Genomic DNA, 21,808 nt, shown 5'->3' with positions numbered 1-21,808 from the left:
TCCGGACACACATTTTGTCGCTTAACCCATTTTTTCGCTCCCTGATCGAGTGCCCGTATCCTCCATCTTCTTGGACGAGTCAGGAACCCGAAACTCTTCAGGTGGGTTCTTTGTTGTCGGGTTCGTCAAAAATAGGAACCTACAAGTACTCGATCGGGAGATTCGCCATCTTCGCCAGTCCCACGGTTTCTATCAAGAAATCCATTTCTCGGAGATCAAGAACAACAAGTTAAATTTCTATTTTGATCTCGTTGAGCTTCTCGCCGCAGCCGACGTGAGAGTTGGAGGCTCGGTTTATGATTCCACTCACTCTTTCGGGGACCATGACACTTGGCTGCAGCAAGCGAAGATGGCTTCTCGGCTTATCCGTGGGAACATTAACCGCGGGGAACTGGTTAATGTTTTCCTTGACTTAGTCCAAACTCCACGAGGAGAGTCGGTCGCACAGTTCGTTAAGAGTGATGTAAACCGCGCGATTGGTAGTCGTTGCGTTCTTGAAGCATACGATTTCAATTCAGAGGCTAGTGACTTTATTCAGCTGGCAGATATTGTTGCTAGTTCCATCGCCTACGAACGCCGGCATGGTCGAATGGACCCAACAGTCCGAAATACACCGAAAGCTCGAGTTGCTGGTCGGCTGAGACGAGCCCTCGCATTAGACAGTTTCGCTGACATTCAGCAAGGCAAAGTCAATATTGTGACGATTGGGTCAGAAAATGCTTGATTTAACTGATGCCAGTTCTATACTGGGGTTCTCGAGGGATTTGGGCTAAAACCCACCACCTCTCGAGCCGGCTGGGATTAAGTTCGCAGTCCCGGAAAGCGCAAGTGGTTGCGCGCTTCAAACTTGAGTGGCCTTTCATCCCTTCAGTGGGATGCGGGGGCCACTCTTTATTTTGCCCAGGCCACGCCCCCACGGCTTAACCCAAAGCTGGGCCTTGCCTCACACATCTACGATTTTTTGTCGCTCTTTTTGCTAGACCGCACATGCCGCAGATACACCAACGGTCCTACCACGGGTATGAACACTAGAAAGAGCACGATCCAGACATCCGACCATCCTCTGTTAGGTTGCCGGAAAAATACAATCACGCTGGCAACTAATAGCACCACAGCCACCAACGTGAGCAACATAAAAACGTAATCGACCGGTGATGGTTCCAATGGAGAAACTCCATTGCCTAGCAAAGCGGCTAACTGCATTTGTGAAATTTCCATTCACCCCTGGTTCATCACATTGCTTCTGACACGGTGTTTTCGCCCAGGATCCTACCCGGCAACGCCCCCACCATCGCGCGTTAACGCTGTCGCAACACGTCTCCCTCGATACTGAGGTGGTACAGCCCGTACACACACTCACACTCCGAGGAGGAAAACCATGACCAGCACCACCACCCGTATCGCCGCGTACGCAACCGCAGCAACGCTCGCGCTCGGCACAGCCGGCGTTGTCGGCGCGGCCACCCCGGCGAACGCCGCTACCGTCGCGGCAAAGGACAAGGACGGCGTGTGCGCCGTGAAGCTCGCGCCGGCCGAGAAGCGTTTCATCGAGTCGTGGTTCGACGAGTCCAAGGCGATCGGTGACTACGAGCAGGCTCGCGACCTCATCGCTGCGGTCGAGCAGGTCTTCCCCGGTGTTGTCGCGGAGAACGAGAAGGCGCTCAAGGGTGAGAAGGCGGAGTTTGGCAAGGTGTTGCCGGAGGGTCTCGTCGCAAAGTATGCGGATGCGCAGAAGACGATGAAGGAGTCGGAGCCGACTGTGAATCGCACGCTGGAGGCGATTGATACGAATTCGTGGCGCGTTGGCCCGGACACGAAGCACATGGAGACGCCGCTGACCGCGAAGGATGGCGACGTGTACAAGGCGTGGACGGAGACCCCGTCCGGGAAGGTCGCCGCGAAGCGCATGCTTATCGACGACGCCGACGCCACCGCCGCCGAAACCTGCACCAAGGGCATGCAGGCAGATGTGAAATACCCCACCGCCAAGGCGGACGTGAACGTGCCGGCCATTGTCGGTGGGGTGATTGCGGCGCTGCTGGTGATCGCAGGCCTGTTCTTCGCGCTGCCCCACTTCGGCATCAAACTGCCGATGTTGGGCATGTAGTTCTCCCCCCAAACCGACCCTGTCTCCTTATCCACGTTGGAGGCAGGGCCTTTTACTATCTCGCATCTGGTGTGCTTTGAATCATATTCAATGATTTACTGCGACCTAAGTCATAGTTTTTGTAGCATTCGTTCATCCCGCTTTTTGGAAGGAATGATCGATGACGACAACTGCAGATATTTCTCCTCCTCTTGAGCGGAAAATGCTCTCTACATGGGAGGTGACTGCCATCTCGGTGGGGTTCATGGCCCCGGTGATGGCAATGTCACTGAACGGCATCGGTGTGGCGGGGCTTGTCGGCAAAGCCGTTCCGTTCGCATTCGCAGTGGCATTCGCTGGCGCAGTGTTCGTTGCTTACGCTTTTGTACGGCTATTGCAACGAGTTACGCACGCTGGCTCGGTGTACGCCCTCGCTGGCGTGACAGTCGGACCAAAAGCCGGGTTCTTTAGTGGTTTCGCGTTGCTCGGCACATACATTTTCATGACTACATGCATCCTCGGCGCATGCTCGGTGTTTTTCGAAGCGATGCTGACGGAGCTCTCCTCCGGATCTTCACAGTTCGTCGGCATTTTGGTTCCGTTGTTCATCGGAGCGCTAGGACTGTACCTCAACCTGCGAAACTCCACTTCGGCCGCGAGAGTCACACTGGTAATCGGCCTGATCGGCATCATCGCCATGTTGATTCTCTCCGTCGTGATCCTGTCAAAGGTAAGTGCCGGCACAGCGCCGTACGAAACATCGATTGATCTTGGAGCACTCACTCCTGCAGGAAACTCATGGTCCGCGATCATGACCGCATCGGTTTTCGCCTTCTTGTCCTGGGCCGGATTTGAGTCTGGTTCCTCACTCGGGGAGGAAACAACGGAGCCGAAAAAGACGGTCCCTAAGGCTCTCTTGCTCGCGGTGGTTACCGGCGGTGTCATTTATGTATTCGTCATGTTTGCTCAGACAATCGGTTTCGGCACTGACGAAGCCGGCGTTGAACGCTTCGCAGGTGCATCGTCGACACTGACCGAGCTCGGCTCCGCGTACATCGGCCAATGGTTCGCGGTGCTGATCTCTGTCATTGCGTTCTCGGTGGCATTTGGCGCGTTCCTCAGCTCGAGTACTGCGACGTCACGCCTCATTTACACTCTCGCCCGCGATGGTTTCGGCCCGACCGTTTTTGCAAACCGCGATCCGCACACTCGTGTTCCGAAACAAGCAGTATGGGCGACCAACATTATCGCGTTGGTGTTTGCGCTTGGAATGGCATTCGCTGGCCGAACCAATGTTGAGGTCTATTACTGGTACGCAACTATTGCGACGCTGTGCATGGTCATCGCCTATGGCATGGCTTCTGTTGGCGCGATCCGGTTCATCCTGAAAAAGGAATCCTCCATTCCCGTCTGGGAAATCGTTTTCCCAATCTTGGCGCTGGGCTACCTCGTTTACGTTTACCTCATCCAAGTCGTGGGACAGGTTGCACCGTACACATATTTCCCCTGGCTCTCTGGCGCGTGGTGCTTGTTGGGCCTCGCAATCATCATCCTCAATCCCAAGCTTGCCCAGAACATTGGGCAGAAACTTACGAAAGAAGACATTGACGCATGAGCATCCACAACAACGGCACGTTCACGTTCCTGGCAACCACAGATATCTCCGCACGCACTAAAGGACGGGCGATAAGCACCAAAGATTTTGAAAAAGGTGCGAGCGTTGGCTGGGTTCCAGCGAATCTAGGCATCGGGCCACTCGGTCACATTGTCGATGGAATTCCCTACGATGCCACTGGTGATATTCGTCTTGTGGCAGATGCTGATGCAACCTATGAAATCGCCGGTATCCCGGAAATCCCAACGTTTTCTTTGAGCTTCGCAAACCTGATCAACACCGATGGCACTCCGTGGGAATCTTGCGCTCGTAACTTCCTCAAGGAAGCGGTCGACGAGCTTCGCGACCGACATGGGTTAGTCATGACCGCAGCGTTTGAGCATGAGTTCACCGAACGCCACGCGAAAGAAGCGACACACCCATTTTCGTTCGCTAGCTTCGTCGACGGAGAGCCAGTGGGGAGTGCACTCTTCAATGTTCTGGAAAACGCAGGTGTAAACCCAGAATGCTGGCTGCCGGAGTATGCGCCGTATCAATACGAGCTGACTGTCAAGCCGACAGACCCTGTTACTGCTGCGGATCGTGCAATTTTGGTTCGCGATATTGTCCGCACTGTTTTTAAGGCCTACGACCGTGAGGTCACTTTCTCCCCTGTTCCGGTTGCCTCCGAGGGCGGTTCTGGAGTTCATGTCCATTACGGGTTGTACGGCACCGACGGCGAAGTTGTCGCATTTGATCCGGACGGACCCGGACGGATGTCGCGCATTGCGAGTCAGTTTAACGCGGGACTGGTTAAGTACGCTGCGCCGATGACCTGCTTATTTGCCCCATTGACAGTTAGCTACGAGCGCCTCAAGCCACACAATTGGTCGGTTGCCCAAGCATTCTGTGGCGAACAGAACCGTGAGGCTTTGGTACGCATTTGTCCGACGAACGAAGCCGACGGACGCACACCGGATAAACAGTTCCACTTCGAATTCCGCGGCGGCGATATCGGCGCGAACCCTTGGATCCTGATGGGCATGATTATCCGAGCGGGGATGGCCGGAATAGAGGAAAACCTCGACCCAGTGCCGGTAGTGACTGGCGACGATTACTCTGAGCTCGAATCGCAGGACAACGAAAACCTACCTGCGAGCCTTAAAGAAGCCCTAGACCGTTTTGAAACAAACGAGGTCGTACGCTCTTGGTTCTCAGATGCCTGGGTAGAAACATTCTTGAAGGTCAAGCGCGACGAGATCCAGCATCTGAAGGACAAGAGCATCGTTGAGCAGTGTGAGGTTTACGCGAATGTCTACTAACAACGAGTTGCAAGATGCTATCGATCGGATCCCCCTCTTTGATCACCATTGCCATGGCGTGGTCACAGACACTCTAACCCGCGAGGAATTCGAGGCGCTCATCTCTGAGTCTTCAAGCGCGGCCACTCCAGGTACGACACGGTTCGACTCGCAGATCGGTTTCCAGGTCCGCAACCTGTGTGCACCGGTTCTGGGACTTGATCCGTTCGCAAGTCCTGACGACTACATCGCCGCCCGTGCTGAACTCGAATCAGAAGAAGTCAACAAACGCTTCATCCGCAGGACCGGTATCGCGGAGTTCGGCGTGGAGACCGGACATGCCGCTGACACGATCACTGACCCGGATGCTTTTCGACGAACATCTGGAGGCACTGTTTACGAGATTGTCCGACTCGAGCGTGTCGCAGAGCAAGTGGCAGAAGCTGTTCGTGATGGTGAAGCCGTTGGTGACAAAGCCACTGAATTCCTCACCCAGCTCGGAGTAACGCTTGACGAGCATCTTGTTACAGCAGCTGGTGTGAAGTCCATCGCTGCATACCGAACTGGTCTCGATTTCGATGCAGATCGCCCCTCTGAACAGGAGGTACTTGCAGCGGCGGAAAGGTTTGTAAGAACCTCCGGGAAGCTTCGACTAGAGGACAGCACTCTCATTCGCCATTTGCTGTGGTTCGCCATCGATCGTGCGCAGGTGATCCAACTCCACATCGGCTACGGTGACGACGATGTGGACTTGCATCGCTGCAATCCGCTACTACTCACGAATCTGTTCCGCGCCTCTCTAGAATCCGGTGCCCGCTTCACCCTGCTGCACTGCTATCCGTTCCATCGAGAGGCGGGCTACCTTGCAGATGTTTTCCCACACGTGTACTTCGATGTTGGACTGGCTATCAACTACACCGGTGCCCGGTCACGCGCAGTAATTGCGGAGTCACTGGAACTGGCACCTTTCGGCAAGATTCTGTTCAGTACAGATGCGTTCGGCCTACCCGAGCTTTATTACATCGGTACTTTGCTGTTCCGTGAAGGACTTTTGTCAGTGCTTGAAGAGTTTCACAAACACAACGGATGGCCAATCGATGAATGCATCCGCGTCGCGCAAATGATCGGATTCGAAAACGCACAGCGCTTGTACGGTGTATCTACAACTAGCAGCAACGAAAAGGAGCCAAGCTAAGGATGCGCGAAAACCTTCAACAGCTGGCGGAACAGTGGGTTTCTGAATTCAACAAGTACCTCAGCGATGTCGTGGAGCTACGGAAACAAATTCACAGTTCTCCCTTCGTGAGTGGCGAAGAACAGCCCACTACTGACTTGATGATCGAAACGATGAGCGTACGACTCGAGCCGGTTGCTCAAACTGGCGCGGTCGGCCGAATCGGGCCGACAGAGGGTGCGTCCATCGGCATCCGAGGAGAGTTAGACGCACTGCCGGTAACAGAGGAGACGGGGGTGGAATGGTCATCAACAAACGATGCGATGCATGCCTGTGGTCACGACGTACACCTTGCAGCCTTGGCCGGTGTGATCAGAGCAGCGAAGAACCTCGATCTGCCATATGGCCTTGTACCAATCCTGCAGCCGCGTGAGGAAACGTACCCATCCGGTGCGCTCGACATCGCAGAGTCCGGAAAACTTCAACAACTCGGCGTCCGCCATGTCATCGGCGCACACGTTCACCCCTCAATTCCCACGGGTGCAGTTGCCGCAGGCTCTGGATTTGTCAATGCTGCTGCTGGCGAGATTGCAATCTCGGTAACCGGTAAGGGAGGCCACGGTGCGTACCCACACAACGGGTGTGACGCCGCTGTTCCCACGGCGCAAATCGCTGTAGGTATCTCGGAGGTTGTACGCAGGATCGCCGACCCAATGTCGCCTGCTTTGGTAAGCATCGGCACTATCGCGGTAGGACAGGGGGCAGCGAATGTTTTGCCACGGTCGGGACGGATCTTCGCTACTGTCCGCAGCACTACGTCTGCGATTAATGAGCGCATCGTTGAGGCAATCCGCACAATGGCAACCGGTATCGCAACTGGATATGGTTGCACCGTCAATGTGGAATACAAACCAGGCGAACCGGAGCTCGTAAACGCCGAAGTTTTGTCAGAGAAATTCGATGCCTACGCCGCTTCCCTCGGCATCGCGAATGCAGAGACGATGCGTTCGATGGGCGCCGACGACTTCTCATTTTATGGAGAGATCTGCCCATCCCTCATGTGCTTTGTCGGTGTCGCAGACAGCGAGAAAGAAACGGCGTCTCTGCACGATCCATCATTTCTCCCGTCCGACGAGGCGCTGTCAAACGTAGGTAAGACAATGATCGCTGGCTACATTGCTGCAGCCGAAGCCATCTCGGAAGGTGAAGGCTAGCCAATCCCCACGCCGATTGGCAGTTAGCAAAATTGCCACCGAGAACACATCTTGTTCTCGGTGGCTATTTTTAGTTTCTAGTTCTGGCTAGAACTTAGCGATCGGGCCGAGGGCGCGGTCGACAGCAAACGGTGCCAGCAGGGCAATCAGGGAGATGAGGCCCGCGATGCCTGCAATCGCCAGAGTGGCGATGAGCGCCGGGGAGTCGACGTCGACGGAGGAGCCGGCGGCGGTGTTCTCCTCGGTGGTCTCCTCCACCGGCTGCATCTTGTTCTCAAAGGTCAGATTGTGGTTGACCGGATCGATGCCCAGCGCGTTCAGGCTGGCAAAGAAGAGGTCGGTCTGGTCGATCTGGCCGGTGAGGTTCGCGGCACCCGGGCCGGAGGCTGCGACACGCAGCTGCGCACCGGTGTGCTGCTGGCCGCCGAGCGCATCCTCGTCCTCGTTGGTCTTGGAGGTGGCGAAGTTGACGGCCATGGTGGAGCCTTCAACCGTGGTCAGCTGAGTGACGCGACCAGCGGTGTTCTGGTTCTCGTAGGTGATCTGTGCGGTGTGAGCGTGGTCGGCGGTGGCGACGATCAGGGTCTCCTCACCGGTCTTCTCCACCCAATCCTGAACAGCCTGGACGGCCTCGTCGAGCTGGCCGACCTCGCCGATCAGGCCACAGGCGTCAGCCTGGTGGTCGGCCTTGTCCGGCGAGGCGGACTCGACCTGGAGCACGAAGCCCTTGTCGTTCTGCAGCAGCTCGAGCGCCTTGGAGGTCATGGCTGCCAGTCGCGGAGTCTCAGCGGTGAACTCCGGGTTAGCAACGCAGGTGGCCGGCTCGAGGTCACCGCCATCGGTGGTCGGAATGGACTGGTTCAGCGCGCGCGGCATGTTGCCCTCGGAGAACAGACCGAGGACCGGCTTGTCGGCGTTTGCCTCTGCGATCGCGTCGAGCTCGGAGGCGTTAGTGACAACCTGGTAGCCATTGTCCTTCGCGTTTTCCAGAACAGACTTGCCGGCGGTCCAAACGTTGCCGTTTTCGCCCCACTGGCCGCCCTGGACGACCTCAGTGTTGAAGTAGCTGCGGCCGCCACCGAGGGTGACGTCTGCGCGCAGGTCGACGATCTGCTCGGAGATGGAGCCAAGACCGCCGTTTTCACGCAGCTGCTCGCCCTCTGCGACCTTCTTGTCGCCAGACGGTGCGTAGTAGGAACGCTTGATTGCGTGTGCAGCGAAGGCTGCCGGAGTAGCGTCCTGGATTTCGGCGGTGGTGACGTTGCCGATCTTCAGGCCCTTGGCCTTTGCGATCTCGCCGAGGGTTGCAACCGGCTTGCCGGCGTTGTCCACGCCGACCGCGCCGTTGTAGGTCTTCACACCGGAGTTCCAGGCGGTGCCGGTCGCAGCGGAATCACCGACGTAGTTCGGCAGGCCGGTCTCCTTGTCCAGGGAGAACGTAGTCAGGTAGCCGGTGTAGTCCAGGTCGTCGAGACCCTCGAAGCGGCCCGCGGAGCCCTTGAGGTAGTTACGCGCTGCGGTGATCTCGGAGTCGCCGGTGCCGTCGCCGATGAGCAGGACGACGTTCTTCGCCTTGGCGTTGTCGATGCCCTGGCCCTCGGTGCCGAACTGGGCACAGTCGCCGACCTTCGGTGCCTCGCCTGCGGAGACGAGGTAGCAGAGCTGGTCGCCCGGCTTCGCCTTGGAGCGGTTGGCCAGCGAGATGACCTTGTTGCTCTTGTTGATCTTCCACGGCTCCTGGCCACCCTCGGTGCCACCGTTGAGGCCGAGCGCATTCGCCATGACGTAGAAGGCGTCGGTTTGGTCGAGCTGGCCGTTGACGTTCTCGGAGCCCGGGCCGAAGCCTGCGATGCGCACCTGGGTGCCGGTATGCATCATGGAGAAGTTCGGGGTGTCGAACGGGTCGCCGTTGGCCTTCTTGTCAAAGACCGGGTTGCCGTTCTCATCCAGCCACGGCTGGGTGCCGAAGCCGATGGACATGGTGGTGCCGTCCTTCGGCGTCTTCAGGCGAGTTACGGCGGACACTGACGGGCGGCCGTCCGGGATGATTTCCGCGGTGTGCGCGTGGTCGGCGGTGACAACGATCATGGTCTCACCGTCCGCCTTGGCAAAGTCGAGGGCTTCCTTAATAACCTCGTCGATTTGCTGGGTCTCGCCGATCATGCCGCAGGCGTCGGCTGCGTGGTCCGCCTTATCGATGGAGGCGGACTCGACCTGGAGGAAGAAGCCCTTGTCGGCGCTCTTGTCGTCGAGAAGCTCGATAGCCTTCTTGGTCATCTCGGCTGCGGACGGCTCGTCGCCGCGATCAGCTTCCTTGCAGACCTCCGGCTCGGTGGTGCCGTCGGACTTCACCGGCACGGTCTGCTCGAACTTGCGGGTCATGTTCTTGTCGTGGAACAGGCCGAGCACCGGCTGGTCCTGGTTCGCGACGGTGATGCCCTCGAGGCCCTGCTTGTCGTCGACAACCTGGTAGCCCTTGGCAATCGCGTTTTCGCGGACGGACTTGCCGGCCTCCCAGTCGGCGCCGCCGTCGTTCTTGTCGGTCAGGAACGGGTTGCGGTTCTCGCCACCCTGCTGAACCTCGGCGTCGAAGTACTTGCGGCCGCCGCCCAGGGTGACGTCGGCGCGGGTGTCGATGATCTGCTCGGAGATGGAGCCAAGACCGCCGTTTTCGCGAGCTTCAGCACCCTTGACCGGCTTCGCGTCGCCGGACGGCGCGTAGTAGCCGCGTTTGGAGATGTGCGAGTGCATCGCGCCCGGGGTCGCATCCTGGATCTCCGCGGTGGAGACGTTACCGGTGCGCATACCGGCGTTCTTCGCCATCTCCAACAGGTTCTCGTGCGGCTTGCCGGTGATATCGATGGACAACGCGCCGTTGTAGGTCTTCGTGCCGGTGGACCAGCCCGTTGCGGACGCGGCGGAGTCGGTGACGTACTGACGCTTGCCATCCTCACCGATAGCGAAGGTCGTGTAAGCACCTGCCGCAGTCAGCTCGTCGAGGCCCTCGAAGCGGCCGTTAGCGCCCTTGAGGTAGTTACGAGCAGCAGTGATCTCCTGGTGGCCCATGCCGTCGCCCAGGATGAAGATGACGTTGCGTGCCTGGGCGTCGGTGTTGCCCTGGCCGCCCTTGCCGAACTGTGTGCAGTCACCCGGCTGCGGGGCGACGATGTTGCCGTTGGAATCGATGGAAATGCAGGTGTCCTTGCCGTTGAAGGACTGCTCCGCCGACTGTGCGAGGGAGGTAGGCAGGTTCGCAATAGCCAACGCAGAAGCGCTGACTACCGCGGTAGCTGCTTTTAGCGAGAAACGCATGTTGGGTTCCTTATAACGAGAAGCCGAAGAATATGAAACGGTTTTTGAACCGATACGCACCCTAAACACAGCAAATTTCTAATAAGGAACACTCAGGTGAATTTTAGGTAACGGCAGATGCGAAAAGGGCGGCACCCAACCTGGTACCGCCCTTCGCTTACGCGCTCAGACTACTTACTGGAGGAGCCTGCGTTCTCCGACGAACCTGCGTTCTCCGATGAGCCCTTGCTTGACGACGAGCCCGTCTCGCCCGAGGACGTCACACGCTCCGTCGAGCCGAGCACGGTCATGCCGTTGTCGAAGCCCTCTTCGCGGCAGGCCTGTGCAATCAGCACACCGGTGAGGCTGGCTGCAGCAATGACACCAAGCGCAATACCCAGCGGCTGGAGCTGCTCGCCGTAGCCTGCGAACTGACGGTTGATGGCGTCTGCCTTCACTTGCAGTTCGCGAGCCCACTCAGGCTGCTCCCACTGGCGGCCCTGGTGGCCGTGACCCCAGTCATGCTTCGGCATGGACTCCTGGAAACGAGCGTTGAGCTCTGCAGATGCCTTCTGGATCTGCGGACCGAACGCCTCGTTCACGCCGTAGCCAATGCCAGCGAGGACGCCGATTGGCAGCAGCCACAGGATCGGGCTGTTCTTCGCAAACGCGTTGGCCACGCAGCGCTTCGCCTTATCGGACGAGCTCTGAGCCGGATCCGCCGGGGTGGTCGGATCGGTCGGCTTGTCCGGGTCAGCCGGCTGCTTCGTGCCAACCTTGACGATCAGCTTCTGCGGAGCCTTCTCCTCGACGGTGCCGTCTTCCTTGTGGATGCGCTCACCCGGAACACCTGGCTGCACGATCTCGTGCTTGCCAGCTTCCATGTTCGGATCCTCTCGGATCTCGAAATCGTAGGCGGTTTCCTCGGTCCAACGGACGCCGTCGGCCGGCTTGGTGCCAACGCGCACGACGCGTTCGACCGGCTCCTTCACCACCTCGGCGGCAGCCTTGCCGTCGACGACCTTGATGACGTACTTGCCGTCCTCACCAGCAACATCTTCGACTTCCTCACCTGGCTCGAGGCTCGGATCGTAGACGATCTTGGTGGTGTAGTGGACGCCAATTTCGAGGTCTTCGGTCGGCGTCGGCGTGTTCGGGTCCGTCGTCGGCTTCTTGGTACCAACGCGGATGATCATGTCCTGCGAATCGGAGATCTTTTCATACGTCGGCACCGCTTCGCCCTGCTTAGCCCCGTCGACATACTTCCAGACCTTTGTGGTCTTGTCGTAGCCAGTCCTGCCCTGTTGTTCAACCTTGTACTGGCCAGCCTCGAGGGTGTCATCTTCGATGATTTGGGTCTTGAACGGGACGTCAGTGACTTCGATCTCCTTGACGTAGCCGTCACTGATACCAGTGCCGACCTCGATGATCTCATCCTTCGGCTGCTCGATGACCTCGACCTCGTCACCAACGTGACGAGCCAGACCCGGAACGCCCTTCTGAACAACACGGTGGGTGCCAGCCGGCAGATCCGGCCTCTCTACAGTCTTTACCTTGAACGGAATGTTGTTCTTCCACTCCGGCGTTTCACCCGGCTTGGCACCAACACGGATCTTGCGCGGCTGTGCCGGCTCGATCTCTTCGACGACCGTCTTGCCGTCTTCGGAGGTCACGCGAATCTTGCCCGGCTTACCCGGGGAAACTTCAACTTCCTTGCCCGGTTCCAAGTTCTCATCAAACTCGACCTCGGTCTCGAATGGAACCTCAACGTAGGTCTCAGCCTTCTTCGGATCAGGGATCTTGGTGCCAACACGGATGATCTGCTTGACCGGCTCCTTGGTGCGGTCAGTGGTCACCTTTGGATCCCCGGACGGCTTGCCGTCGACGATCTTCTGGGTGGAGGTCTCAACGTCCTCACCAAGCTCGCCCTGCTGATCGACAACCTGCTTACCAGACTCAAGGGTGTCGTCGAGGATGACCTCGGTCTCGAACGGAACTGGCTTCTTCACCTTGGTGGTCAGATCGCCGTCCTTGATGGCCGGACCGTACTCGATGATCTCGTTGACCGGATCCTTGGTCTGCTTCTCTTCAGGCTTCACGGAAGCCTGGTCGCCCTTGGCGGTGAAGTCAGCGGTGTAGGTCTTCTCACCCGGGACGCCCTTCTGGGCGACCTTGATCTCACCCGGCTTCAACTCCGGGTTCGGACGGGTCTCAACACCAAACGGAACCTGAGCAGTCCAGGTCACCTTATCGCTAGCACTCGACGGCTTGGTACCAACCTTGATCACCTGCTTCGTCGGTTGGGAAAGCACATTCTCGGTAACCACTGGATCACCAGGAACACCATCTGTCACCTTACGAGTGGTGGTGATTTCCTTCTCGCCAGACTTGCCTTCAGTAACAGTTTCGGACTCGCCTGCTGGCATCTCTGGGTCATAGATGACCTCAGTCTCGAAAGGAATCTGAGTCTTGACCTTGTCGACGATATCCGGCGTCGGCTTCACACCGATACGAATTACCGCATTCTTCGGTTCCTGAATGGTGCGGGTCGTGATCACGGGATCGCCGGTGGGGCGGCCGTTGACAATCTTTTGGGTTGCGGTGACCGCTTCCTGCCCAACGACGCCCTGATCAATGACCTGCTCGCCTTCTTGCAAGGTGTCATCGAAAATAACCTTGGTTTCAAACGGAATGTGACGGGTGGTCTCAACTACGTAGTCGTCAGAATCGGTCTGCAAACCGTATTCCACAATGCGCGGCTTCGCGGGCTTACGCACCTCTCCCTCATTGACCCCCGCCTCGCCGCCAGCAGCGGTGAACTTCGCGGTGTAGGTAACCTCGCCGTCTTCACCTTCCTGGACCACGCGGGTTTCACCCGGCGCAAGGTCATCAGCCGGGCGCAGTTCCGTGCTGTACGGAATCGGCTCAGTCCAAGTCACATCGGACTTCGACTTCGCTTGCTTAGTGCCCACGAGGATGATCTTTGTGACCGGTGCCTTCGTCTCGTCGAAGGTCATCTCCGGGTCGCCATCAGGCTGGGAGTTGCGGATCTTCTGCGTGACCGTCGTGGTTTTCTTACCCGGCACACCCTCTTGCTTGACCTTGGTCTCGCCAGCAGGAATGGAATCGTCGTAGACGATCTCAACCGTGTACGGAACATCAACTTCGTACTTGTTAGTGATCTCGCCTTCGGTCATCGTGCCGACGCGAACAACGGCGTCCTTCTTTTCCTTTGTCACTTCCTCGGTGACTACAGGATCTCCGGAAGGGCGACCGTCGACAAGCTTCTGCGTCGAGGTCACAGTGATTTCGCCGGTTTCGCCTTCCTCATCAGTGATGGTCCGACCGGCGACGAGGGTGTCATCAAAAATGATCTTGGTTTCAAAGACAACCGGCTTCTTGGTCGTCACCACCAACTCGTCATCGTTGAGTTGCGGACCGTACTCAATGATCTGGTCTACCGGCGGCTCCAGCTCAGTCTTCGTCGGTGTGGTCTCGGTCTGCCCATCCTTGGCCGAGAAGTCCACCGTGTACTGGGTCTTGCCAGGCGTACCTTCCCGAACAATCTTGGTTTCACCCGGCTTGAGATCAGGATTTGGGCGAAGCACAGTGTCGTAAGGAGTTGGCGCAATCCACGTTTGAGTGCCTGTTGCTACGACCGGCTTGGTGCCGACAAGGACGACCTCATCAACCGGCTCTTCGGTTCGCTCCCAAGTGCCGTCTCTGTTCTGCTTCTCCTTGCCCGGCTTGCCCTTGGTTTCGACCTCGTACTCGCCGGCCGGAATAGAGTCGTCTTGCTTATATACGACCTTGTACGGGACTTCGCGTGTCGGCACGTCAACAACGTTGATGACAGCCTTCACCTGATCCGTGGAACCATCCTCGTAGGTCACGGTGACGGGAATCTCAACCTGAGTCCCCTGTTCCGCGTCTTCAGGGGCCGTTGCGATGATTTTGCCGTTGCTGTCAATGCTGACGGTCCAACCAGTCGGAACCTTGCCCAGCTTGTAGGGGGTATCCTTCGCCACGTTAACGTCATCTGGCTTGTCAAGGTTAACCGCCAACTCTGCGGTATCTCCCGGGAAGACTGTTTCAACAGGGTATGTTGGCTCTGCCTCCCACGCATTGGTCAGCTTCACCACGGTGGTGACAGGCGCCTGAGTGGTCAAACCACCCGGTGCGTTTACCGTAACGGAGACAGTCTTCCTTTCTCCCGGCTTGGCATCCGTCGGCGGGGTAGCTGTGACCACACCGGTTTTCGGGTCGATGGTGTAATTCCAACCATCTACTTCCTGGGTGAGGACCGGCTTGCCATTCTTCTGGCCGAAGGAGAACGTGGAGCCGTCTGGCGTGTCCTCCACCTGGTGCTCAGTTGCTTGGCCTGGACCTGTGACCTGGACATCGTACGATGCCTTCAGATCGCCCTTGATGACGACGACAGTGCCTACAACCGTCTGCGGCTTTTGCTTGCCTTCATCGCTGTAGTGAGCCTGGACCGGAACGTTCAGGATGTCGCCTTCCTGCGCACCCTTCGGAATCGTGGTCGTGATTTCACCAGTGTTCTCATCAACGTTGACGGTCCAGGTCTTACCATCCTTACTCGTAAGGCGGGTCTGGTTGGTGCCATCCTCGAAGGTATATAGCGCGTCGGGGCTTCATCGGTCGTGTTGCCGCTCAGACCACGCTCCGGGATCTCGGGAGTGAGGCTGACGCTTGCGTTCGGCTGACCGGTCTTGGTGTCGTACGTCGGGATCTTGATGTCCACGATGGCCTGGAACTGGACCTCGATCTCATCCGTGGTCTGGTCCGGATAGGTCGCTTTGACCTTCGGGGTAATGACGGTTCCCGGTGCAACAGAGTCATCGGCCTTCGCGGTGACCTTGCCGGTGTCGTCGACGGTGACAGTCCAGCCATCTGGGACAGTGGACTCATCGATCTCAAACTTGGCCGGGTGGACCGGCTTGTGGCCCTTCATGATGGACTTGGTGCCCACCTGGGCGGTAATTTCCTCGTTCAGCTTGCCCTTGGATAGGCCAGGGCGCACGAGGTCTGTGACCTGGGTGTTGTTCGGGTCGACAACCACGAGGAGTTGGAGTACGTCTGTGGAGCCGTTCGAGTACTCGACAGTGATTTTGGGCTGCGCAAAGCTACCCGGCTTCGGATTTTCCGGAGCAGTGACGGTGACGTTGTAATCCTCGTCAATGTCGACGGTCCAGCCCTCGTAGACATACTTCTCGTCAATCTCGACCTTGGCCTCGAATCCACCGTCGCCCTTCTTCTTTGCCAGATTGGCGATCAGATCCGGGACCTGCTTGAAGACGACCTTCTGCGGTTCGGTAGCCAGCGGGCCGGTAGCACTATCGACGCCGGAGATGATCGACGCGTCCGTCTTGTCGTACTTCGGATCGTGGTCCTCGGTGTCATCCAGCGAGAACTCCTTGGAGTCGATGACGTTCGCCTTGCTGTAGCGGTCCAGCGAGTTGGAGCTGTCGAAGGTCTTATTCTCGCCCCATTCGTTGTTGTGGTCAGCAGCGGCCTGGAGTTGGTCAACAGTACGCGGCTTCGCCAAAACGGAGAAGTTGACGTTCTTGTCGGTAGCCAGGTCAGTACCACGGTACTCCGGCCAGGTGAAGAAGATCTCACCGGTCTTTTCGTCGATACGCAAGTTCTGCGTACCACCGGAGGCTTCCGGGTCGGTGGTGCCGATGAACTTGCCGTTGCCGTCGTAAGCTTCCACGACCATGCGGGACATGGAATCGTCCTTGCCGTCGTTCTGCACAGCAGGAATGTTGACGGTACCGACCTTGGTTTCGTCACCGGGCACGATGACGTGCTTCTCGAAAGACTCCCACGACACCGTAATCGGGTTACATTCGATGTTCTCGCTCGGCCACGGGTTTACAGTAGCGCTGAATGCAGAGCTGTCACCTTCCGTGGCTTTCAGGCCCGAAGGATTGTCCTTCTTGTAGTTGCTCTGCCAGGCGTAGCGCACGGGATTCTCGGCAGTGGCCGAAGCGAACTGCTTGACCTCCTCAGCAGTGAGATCTGCGTAGAGATTTAGGTTTCGTTGGTCGCGAGAACCAGTAATTTCGATGCTTTCGTCAGCCTTGTGCGTGACGCTCTTGCCAAGGAAGGTCTGGTCGGCATCCATGGAAGGCACCTCACCGGTACCCAAGACGCCGCCAAGCTTCCCGCCATTGGTGAAGGACCAATCGGCGAACGTGCGGTCCTTCGAGTTATCAAAAGAGACGCTCAAGCCCCACAGGGTCTTGTCGGGGCTATCTGTACCCGGCTCCCGGGTGGTCCAGCTGAAACCAGCCTGGCTGTGGTTAGCGGTGTCGGTCTCTGAAACAACACACGAACCAGCCGGCAGGTCGGAGGCCTTCTGGGCGTCCTGCTCTACCGCGCCGGACTTGTCGCGGATTCCGCCGGACAATGTGGCAGCCGCGGCGTACGGCGCCAGCGGGCCCGGGCCGACGACACTCAGGCCACCAAGCGCGAGCGCAATCGCAGATGTTGCCGCGATGCTAGTAGACGTGGACTTACGAAAACGCCGAGATGATTCGGCCATGTGATACTCCTCTGTTAAGCCACTCGACGGGGCCGTGAAAGCGGCTTCTCGATCAGGCAGCTGTTTTGTAACCTTCGCTTAGCCCAGACAGCCAAGCAATAGATGACATCACATTTTAGAGGCGTATTGAACGCATGTCTAGGTGGCGGTTTGCTCGGCGGTTCGGCGCCACACCCCCGCCAGCCCCGCTGCGGCAAGCAACGCGGACAGCAGCAGTGCGGCGACCACGCCTCGGTAGTCCCCGCCATTGCCGGCGGCAGACACAGCGACAGTTGTCCAGTGCATGGGTACTGCCTGCGAGAGTGCTGCCCACACCGCATCCAACTGTGCGGTGGTAGCAGTGCGCCACACCCAACCGACGAGGCCGGTCTGTGCCAGCGCCATCACTGCCGCGGCCCCCAACCCGACAGCCAGACCACACAAACGCATCAACACTGCGGCTAGCCCCGTTGAGGCGAGTGCGCCAGCCAACAGTCCAGCGGCGACCACTGCATATTCCTGTGCGCCGAGCCCCTCACCGAGGACACCAGCCAGGATGGTGCCGGCCGCTGCGATAATGATGGCGCCGGGGATGATGATCCACCGGCGGGTGCGCGTCGATAGGCAAAATGCTGCTGCGAGCGCTGTACCACCCAGCACCGCCATTGCTGCAAGCAACATCGCGGCAATCGGCGCAAGCGTCGAACGGGTCTGCTCCGCACCCTGGGCACCCGGCGCGGCCGCGGGCACCGGAAGCGCTGCACGCACCGCGGAGACCTTGTCGGCGTTCATGCCGGCCATCTGGTCGATCTTTTGCACGCCGGCGACCAACTCGTCGATACCACCGGTGGCCTGTGCGGTCTGTCCCTGCAACTCGCGCAGGCCCGCGGCCAACTCGGCAGCGCCGTTGGTGGCTGTATATATACCGTCGTGGTAGCTGTATCCCGGAACGGCGAGCTGGTTGGCAAGGTCGCGGGAACCGTCGCGCAGTTGGTTCATCTTCGCCACCACATCCGGCGGCAACTGGGCAGTCTGGGCTTGCTCACGCAGACCCTTGAGCGAGTCGCGGGCCTGGACCGCATCCGGGTCCTTCGCGTCCTTCAACTCGGCGAGCGAGCGGTCAATCGCGCCGACCACTTGGCCGCGCACCGCCTCAAAACCCGTGACCTGGTTGACCACCTCGCCGATAGAATCTGCTAACTGGGTCGCGCCCGCGCCCAACTGGCCGGTACCGGCTTGGAGTTGCACCATGCCGTCGGACAACTGCTGGGAGCCGGTCTGGGCGGCAGCGAGGGCGTCGAGAAGCTGCTGCGTCTGCCCCTGCGCCTCACCAACACCTTCGGCCAACTTGCCAGCGCCCTCCTTGAGCACCTTCGCCTGCTGGCCAGCCTCACCGGCGGCACGGCGCGCGTCCCCAAGGTTGTCCGCACCAACCTGCGGGGCGCCGGACACCTCCGCATCGCGCGCGGCGTTCGCCCACGTGGACGCCGGGGACAACGGCATAAACACGCCAACCACCAGCGCTAACAGAGCACACACCAACCGCAACGCGTTGTCCGATTTCATGCAACTGTTCTTATCACCAGTCACATGTGTTCTGCGGGAGGCGCACCGCCCGCTCGTGCAGCTTGATACTGTCTTTAACGTTCATTGCCAATCCCTTACAAACCTTTGAAAAGGGTTCACCATGACTCTCCCCCTCGTCATCGGGCTCGTTGCAGCAACGGTGGTGCTTTCGCCGCTGCTGGTGCGAGTCATGGACAGGAAAGCCGGGTACCCGCTCGCAGCACTGCTGTTCGCTGCCGCAGGTGTGCTGGGCACCAACTTCACCGCCGTTTCCCAGGGCAGCGACCTGTTGTGGTCGTTCGTGTGGGCGCGCGATGTGATGGGTACCGGCTCCGCGATCGAGTTCGCACTGCGCGCGGACGGCTTAGGCATCTTCTTCGCGCTGCTTGCGCTGGTCATCGGCGGTGTAGTGTTCGTCTACTCCGCCGCCTACCTGCCCGAAAAGCAAGGCAACACGAGTTTCTACACCATCATGACGGCCTTCACGCTGTCCGTGCTGTTGCTTGTGCTTGCCGACGACGCCGTGCTGCTCTTCATCGCCTGGGAGCTCGTCTCCATCGCGTCGTTCATGCTGATCGCCCGATCCGGCTCGTCGGGCGAGGCCGGTTCGTACCGCACCCTGATCCTGACGTTCTTCGGCGGCCTGACGCTTTTGGCGGGCCTTGCGGTCGCCGCCATCCAGGCAGGCACGACGCGACTAGCGGATATTTTGGCCGCGGACGTGTGGGGCGACAACCGCGTCACCGTTGTCGTCGCGCTGCTGATCGCGTTCTCCGCATTTACCAAGGCTGCGCAGTTCCCGTTCCACTTCTGGCTGCCCGAAGCCATGGCTGCCGCCACCCCGGTGTCCGCGTTCCTGCACGCCGCCGCCGTGGTCAAGGCCGGCGTGTACTTGCTGCTGCGCTTCTCCACTGTGTTCTCGGACGTCGCCGCCTGGAACTACCTGCTGGTCATCATCGGCCTGTTCACGGCAATCATGTCGGCGTGCTTTGCCATCACCAAGACGGACCTGAAGCACCTCACCGCCTACTCCACCGTGTCGCACCTCGGCTGGATCGTCGCCGCCATCGGCGTCGGCTCCCCGATTGGCCTGGCCGCCGCACTGACCCACACGCTGGCGCACGCACTGTTTAAGTCCTCGCTGTTCATGCTCATCGGTGTGGTCGACCACGAGGCCGGCACCCGCGACATGCGACGTCTGGGCAAGCTTTACGACAAGATGCCGTTCACGTTCGCCTCCACCGTGGTGGCGGCCGCCTCCATGGCTGCGGTTCCCCCGCTGTTCGGCTTCGTATCCAAGGAATCCATCCTCGACGCCTTCCACGAGGCGCCCTACGGCATGGCCCTTTTGATCATCGCCGGGTTCGCCGCATTCCTGACGTTCCTGTACTCGCTGAAGATTGTCTTCGGCGCGTTCGTGGACGGCCCGAAGGACATGTCGCACGTCCACGAAGCACCCGTCGCCCTCTGGCTGCCGGCCGCACTGCCGGGCTGGATGTCCGTCGTCCTGCCGTTCATGCTGTTCTGGGTGGACAACCCCGTCTCCGCAGGCGTACGCGCAATTACTGGCGACGACACCTTCACCACCCACCTGGCCATCTGGCACGGCCTGACCGCACCGTTCATCGTCTCCCTGATCGTTCTGATCGCCGGCGTGATCTTCGCAGTTGCCTTCCGCAAACCCGTCTTCGCGGCACTGCGCAACAAGCAACTCCTGCCTGCCGACGGCCCCGACATTCTCTTCCGGATCACCCGCGGCCTGTCCGACTTCGGCGAGCAACTGGGCAAGCTGGCCGACGGCTTCAACCCGTCACGCCACCTCTTCCCACTGCTGGCCTCCGTCACCGCCATGGGCCTGTGCGTCATCGCACTCACCGACGGCATCGACGGTGTGACCCCAGCCGACCGTGCCGAAGGCCTCGACGTGTGGTGGGACCTCATCCCGTTTGCCATCATCGCCATGTCGGTCCTGGGCATGGTGTTCACCCGCTCCCGCCTGGCCTCCGCCGTACTGCTGGGCACCGTGGGCGTGGGCATGACCCTGCAGATGTTCATGCTCGGTGCCCCCGACGTGGCGCTGACCCAGTTCCTCGTCGAGGCACTCACCGTCGTGGTCATCCTGGTTGTGCTGCGCTACCAGCCGCGTGTCTTCCCGGAGACGAAGCCTCGTCGTAAAGCACTTGCTGCTGTATTTGCACTGCTCGCCGGCGTCGTTGCCTTCTTCGGCGTCTACGGGCTGACCGGCCGTCGCGGCCGCTCCGAACTCGCCGAGTGGTACCTCACCGAAGGCGGCGACGTCACCGGCGCCGACAACATCGTCGCCGTGATCATCGTGGAATTCCGTGGCTTCGATACCCTCGGCGAACTCTCCGTCCTCGGCATGGCCGCCGTGGTCATTGCCGCCGTGGTCGCCTCCATGCCACGCCACCTCTTCGAAGCTGGCACACGCCCGCGCCCGTTCGGCCAATCGCAGTTGAACTCCATCCCGCTGCGCAAGGCCGCCGCGCTTGTCGCCCCGGTACTCGTCGTACTGTCGGTGCTGATCTTCTTCCGCGGCCACACCGCACCAGGCGGCGGCTTCGTCGCAGCACTGGTCATGGCAACCGCATTCGCCATCAACTACCTCTCCCGCGGCTCGGATGCCGACGTGGTGAAGAACTTCACCCCAATCCGCCTGACCGGCTGGGGCATCATCATCGCGATCTCCTCCGGCTTCCTCGGGTTCATCGAAGGCGGCTTCATGTACGCCATCCACGGCGAAATCGCCGGCGAACACATGACCACCTCGCTCATCTTCGACTTCGGCATCTACCTCGCCGTGCTCGGCATGGTCACCGCCGCCATCAACGCACTCGGCGGCTACCTGCGCCCCGGCGCCGACCTGTCCGACCTGGACTACTCGCGCGACGAAGCCGAAAACCCACTGCCGTCCATCCCCGAGCCGCTACCGCCGGAAAACCCGGTGGACGCACACCCCGACCCGATCAACCCGGCGCACGACCCGCAGCCGGTTATCACGAAGGAGCCTTAAC

At 59.4% G+C, this 21,808-nt stretch carries 10 protein-coding genes and 2 pseudogenes; 7 read left to right on the top strand and 5 right to left on the bottom strand.

The window, feature by feature from the left end:
- The first annotated feature begins 70 nt into the window (after positions 1-70).
- From CCOY_RS00820 to CCOY_RS00795, 6 genes are all read left to right on the top strand, one after another.
- Positions 71-724: a DUF3800 domain-containing protein gene (locus tag CCOY_RS00820; protein WP_208856576.1), complete on the top strand. Its 654-nt coding sequence runs from the start codon at positions 71-73 to the stop codon at positions 722-724.
- A 654-nt stretch (positions 725-1,378) separates the two neighbouring features.
- Positions 1,379-2,107 (top strand): hypothetical protein, encoded by a 729-nt coding sequence (locus CCOY_RS00815; RefSeq protein ID WP_092101222.1) that lies wholly within the window; start codon positions 1,379-1,381, stop codon positions 2,105-2,107.
- Between the two features lie 160 nt (positions 2,108-2,267).
- Positions 2,268-3,701 (top strand): APC family permease, encoded by a 1,434-nt coding sequence (locus tag CCOY_RS00810; RefSeq protein WP_083320371.1) that lies wholly within the window; start codon positions 2,268-2,270, stop codon positions 3,699-3,701.
- Positions 3,698-5,002 (top strand): type I glutamate--ammonia ligase, encoded by a 1,305-nt coding sequence (locus CCOY_RS00805; RefSeq protein ID WP_070570775.1) that lies wholly within the window; start codon positions 3,698-3,700, stop codon positions 5,000-5,002. Before CCOY_RS00810 ends, CCOY_RS00805 begins: the two co-directional genes overlap by 4 nt.
- Positions 4,992-6,176, top strand: coding sequence for an amidohydrolase family protein (locus tag CCOY_RS00800; RefSeq protein ID WP_070421559.1), 1,185 nt, complete (start codon positions 4,992-4,994; stop codon positions 6,174-6,176). Before CCOY_RS00805 ends, CCOY_RS00800 begins: the two co-directional genes overlap by 11 nt.
- Positions 6,177-6,178: 2 nt before the next feature.
- Positions 6,179-7,369 (top strand): M20 metallopeptidase family protein, encoded by a 1,191-nt coding sequence (locus tag CCOY_RS00795; protein ID WP_070421560.1) that lies wholly within the window; start codon positions 6,179-6,181, stop codon positions 7,367-7,369.
- Between the two features lie 87 nt (positions 7,370-7,456).
- Here the strand turns inward: CCOY_RS00795 and CCOY_RS00790 are convergent, their stop codons facing one another.
- The 5 genes and pseudogenes from CCOY_RS00790 to CCOY_RS00770 form a co-directional block, all read right to left on the bottom strand.
- Complete coding sequence (locus CCOY_RS00790) at positions 7,457-10,681, bottom strand: alkaline phosphatase (RefSeq protein ID WP_092101220.1); 3,225 nt, start codon at positions 10,679-10,681, stop codon at positions 7,457-7,459.
- Between the two features lie 170 nt (positions 10,682-10,851).
- A complete protein-coding gene (locus tag CCOY_RS00785) occupies positions 10,852-15,021 on the bottom strand; it encodes a G5 domain-containing protein (RefSeq protein WP_254179420.1) in 4,170 nt (1,389 codons plus the stop codon).
- Between the two features lie 144 nt (positions 15,022-15,165).
- Positions 15,166-15,213: pseudogene (locus CCOY_RS00780) on the bottom strand (hypothetical protein); the annotation flags it as partial.
- Positions 15,214-15,491: 278 nt separating this feature from the next.
- Positions 15,492-17,231 (bottom strand): annotated as a pseudogene (locus CCOY_RS12115) (adhesin domain containing protein); the annotation flags it as partial.
- Between the two features lie 138 nt (positions 17,232-17,369).
- Complete coding sequence (locus tag CCOY_RS00770) at positions 17,370-18,776, bottom strand: hypothetical protein (RefSeq protein ID WP_092101218.1); 1,407 nt, start codon at positions 18,774-18,776, stop codon at positions 17,370-17,372.
- A gap of 121 nt (positions 18,777-18,897) precedes the next feature.
- Between CCOY_RS00770 and CCOY_RS00765 the strand changes: the two genes are divergently transcribed.
- Entirely contained in the window at positions 18,898-21,807 is a 2,910-nt protein-coding gene (locus CCOY_RS00765; RefSeq protein ID WP_092101216.1) for a DUF4040 family protein, read from the top strand.
- Position 21,808: the final 1 nt, after the last annotated feature.

This window comes from Corynebacterium coyleae, from assembly GCF_030408635.1.
Lineage (GTDB): Bacteria > Actinomycetota > Actinomycetes > Mycobacteriales > Mycobacteriaceae > Corynebacterium > Corynebacterium coyleae.
This window is presented reverse-complemented; position numbering and strand designations above follow the sequence as displayed.

Coding starts and splice junctions, on each gene's coding strand:
- CCOY_RS00815 (WP_092101222.1), top strand. CDS start 1,379: ATGACCAGCACCACCACCCGTATCGCCGCGTACGCAACCGCAGCAACG.
- CCOY_RS00810 (WP_083320371.1), top strand. CDS start 2,268: ATGACGACAACTGCAGATATTTCTCCTCCTCTTGAGCGGAAAATGCTC.
- CCOY_RS00805 (WP_070570775.1), top strand. CDS start 3,698: ATGAGCATCCACAACAACGGCACGTTCACGTTCCTGGCAACCACAGAT.
- CCOY_RS00800 (WP_070421559.1), top strand. CDS start 4,992: ATGTCTACTAACAACGAGTTGCAAGATGCTATCGATCGGATCCCCCTC.
- CCOY_RS00795 (WP_070421560.1), top strand. CDS start 6,179: ATGCGCGAAAACCTTCAACAGCTGGCGGAACAGTGGGTTTCTGAATTC.
- CCOY_RS00790 (WP_092101220.1), bottom strand. CDS start 10,681: ATGCGTTTCTCGCTAAAAGCAGCTACCGCGGTAGTCAGCGCTTCTGCG.
- CCOY_RS00770 (WP_092101218.1), bottom strand. CDS start 18,776: ATGAAATCGGACAACGCGTTGCGGTTGGTGTGTGCTCTGTTAGCGCTG.
- CCOY_RS00765 (WP_092101216.1), top strand. CDS start 18,898: ATGACTCTCCCCCTCGTCATCGGGCTCGTTGCAGCAACGGTGGTGCTT.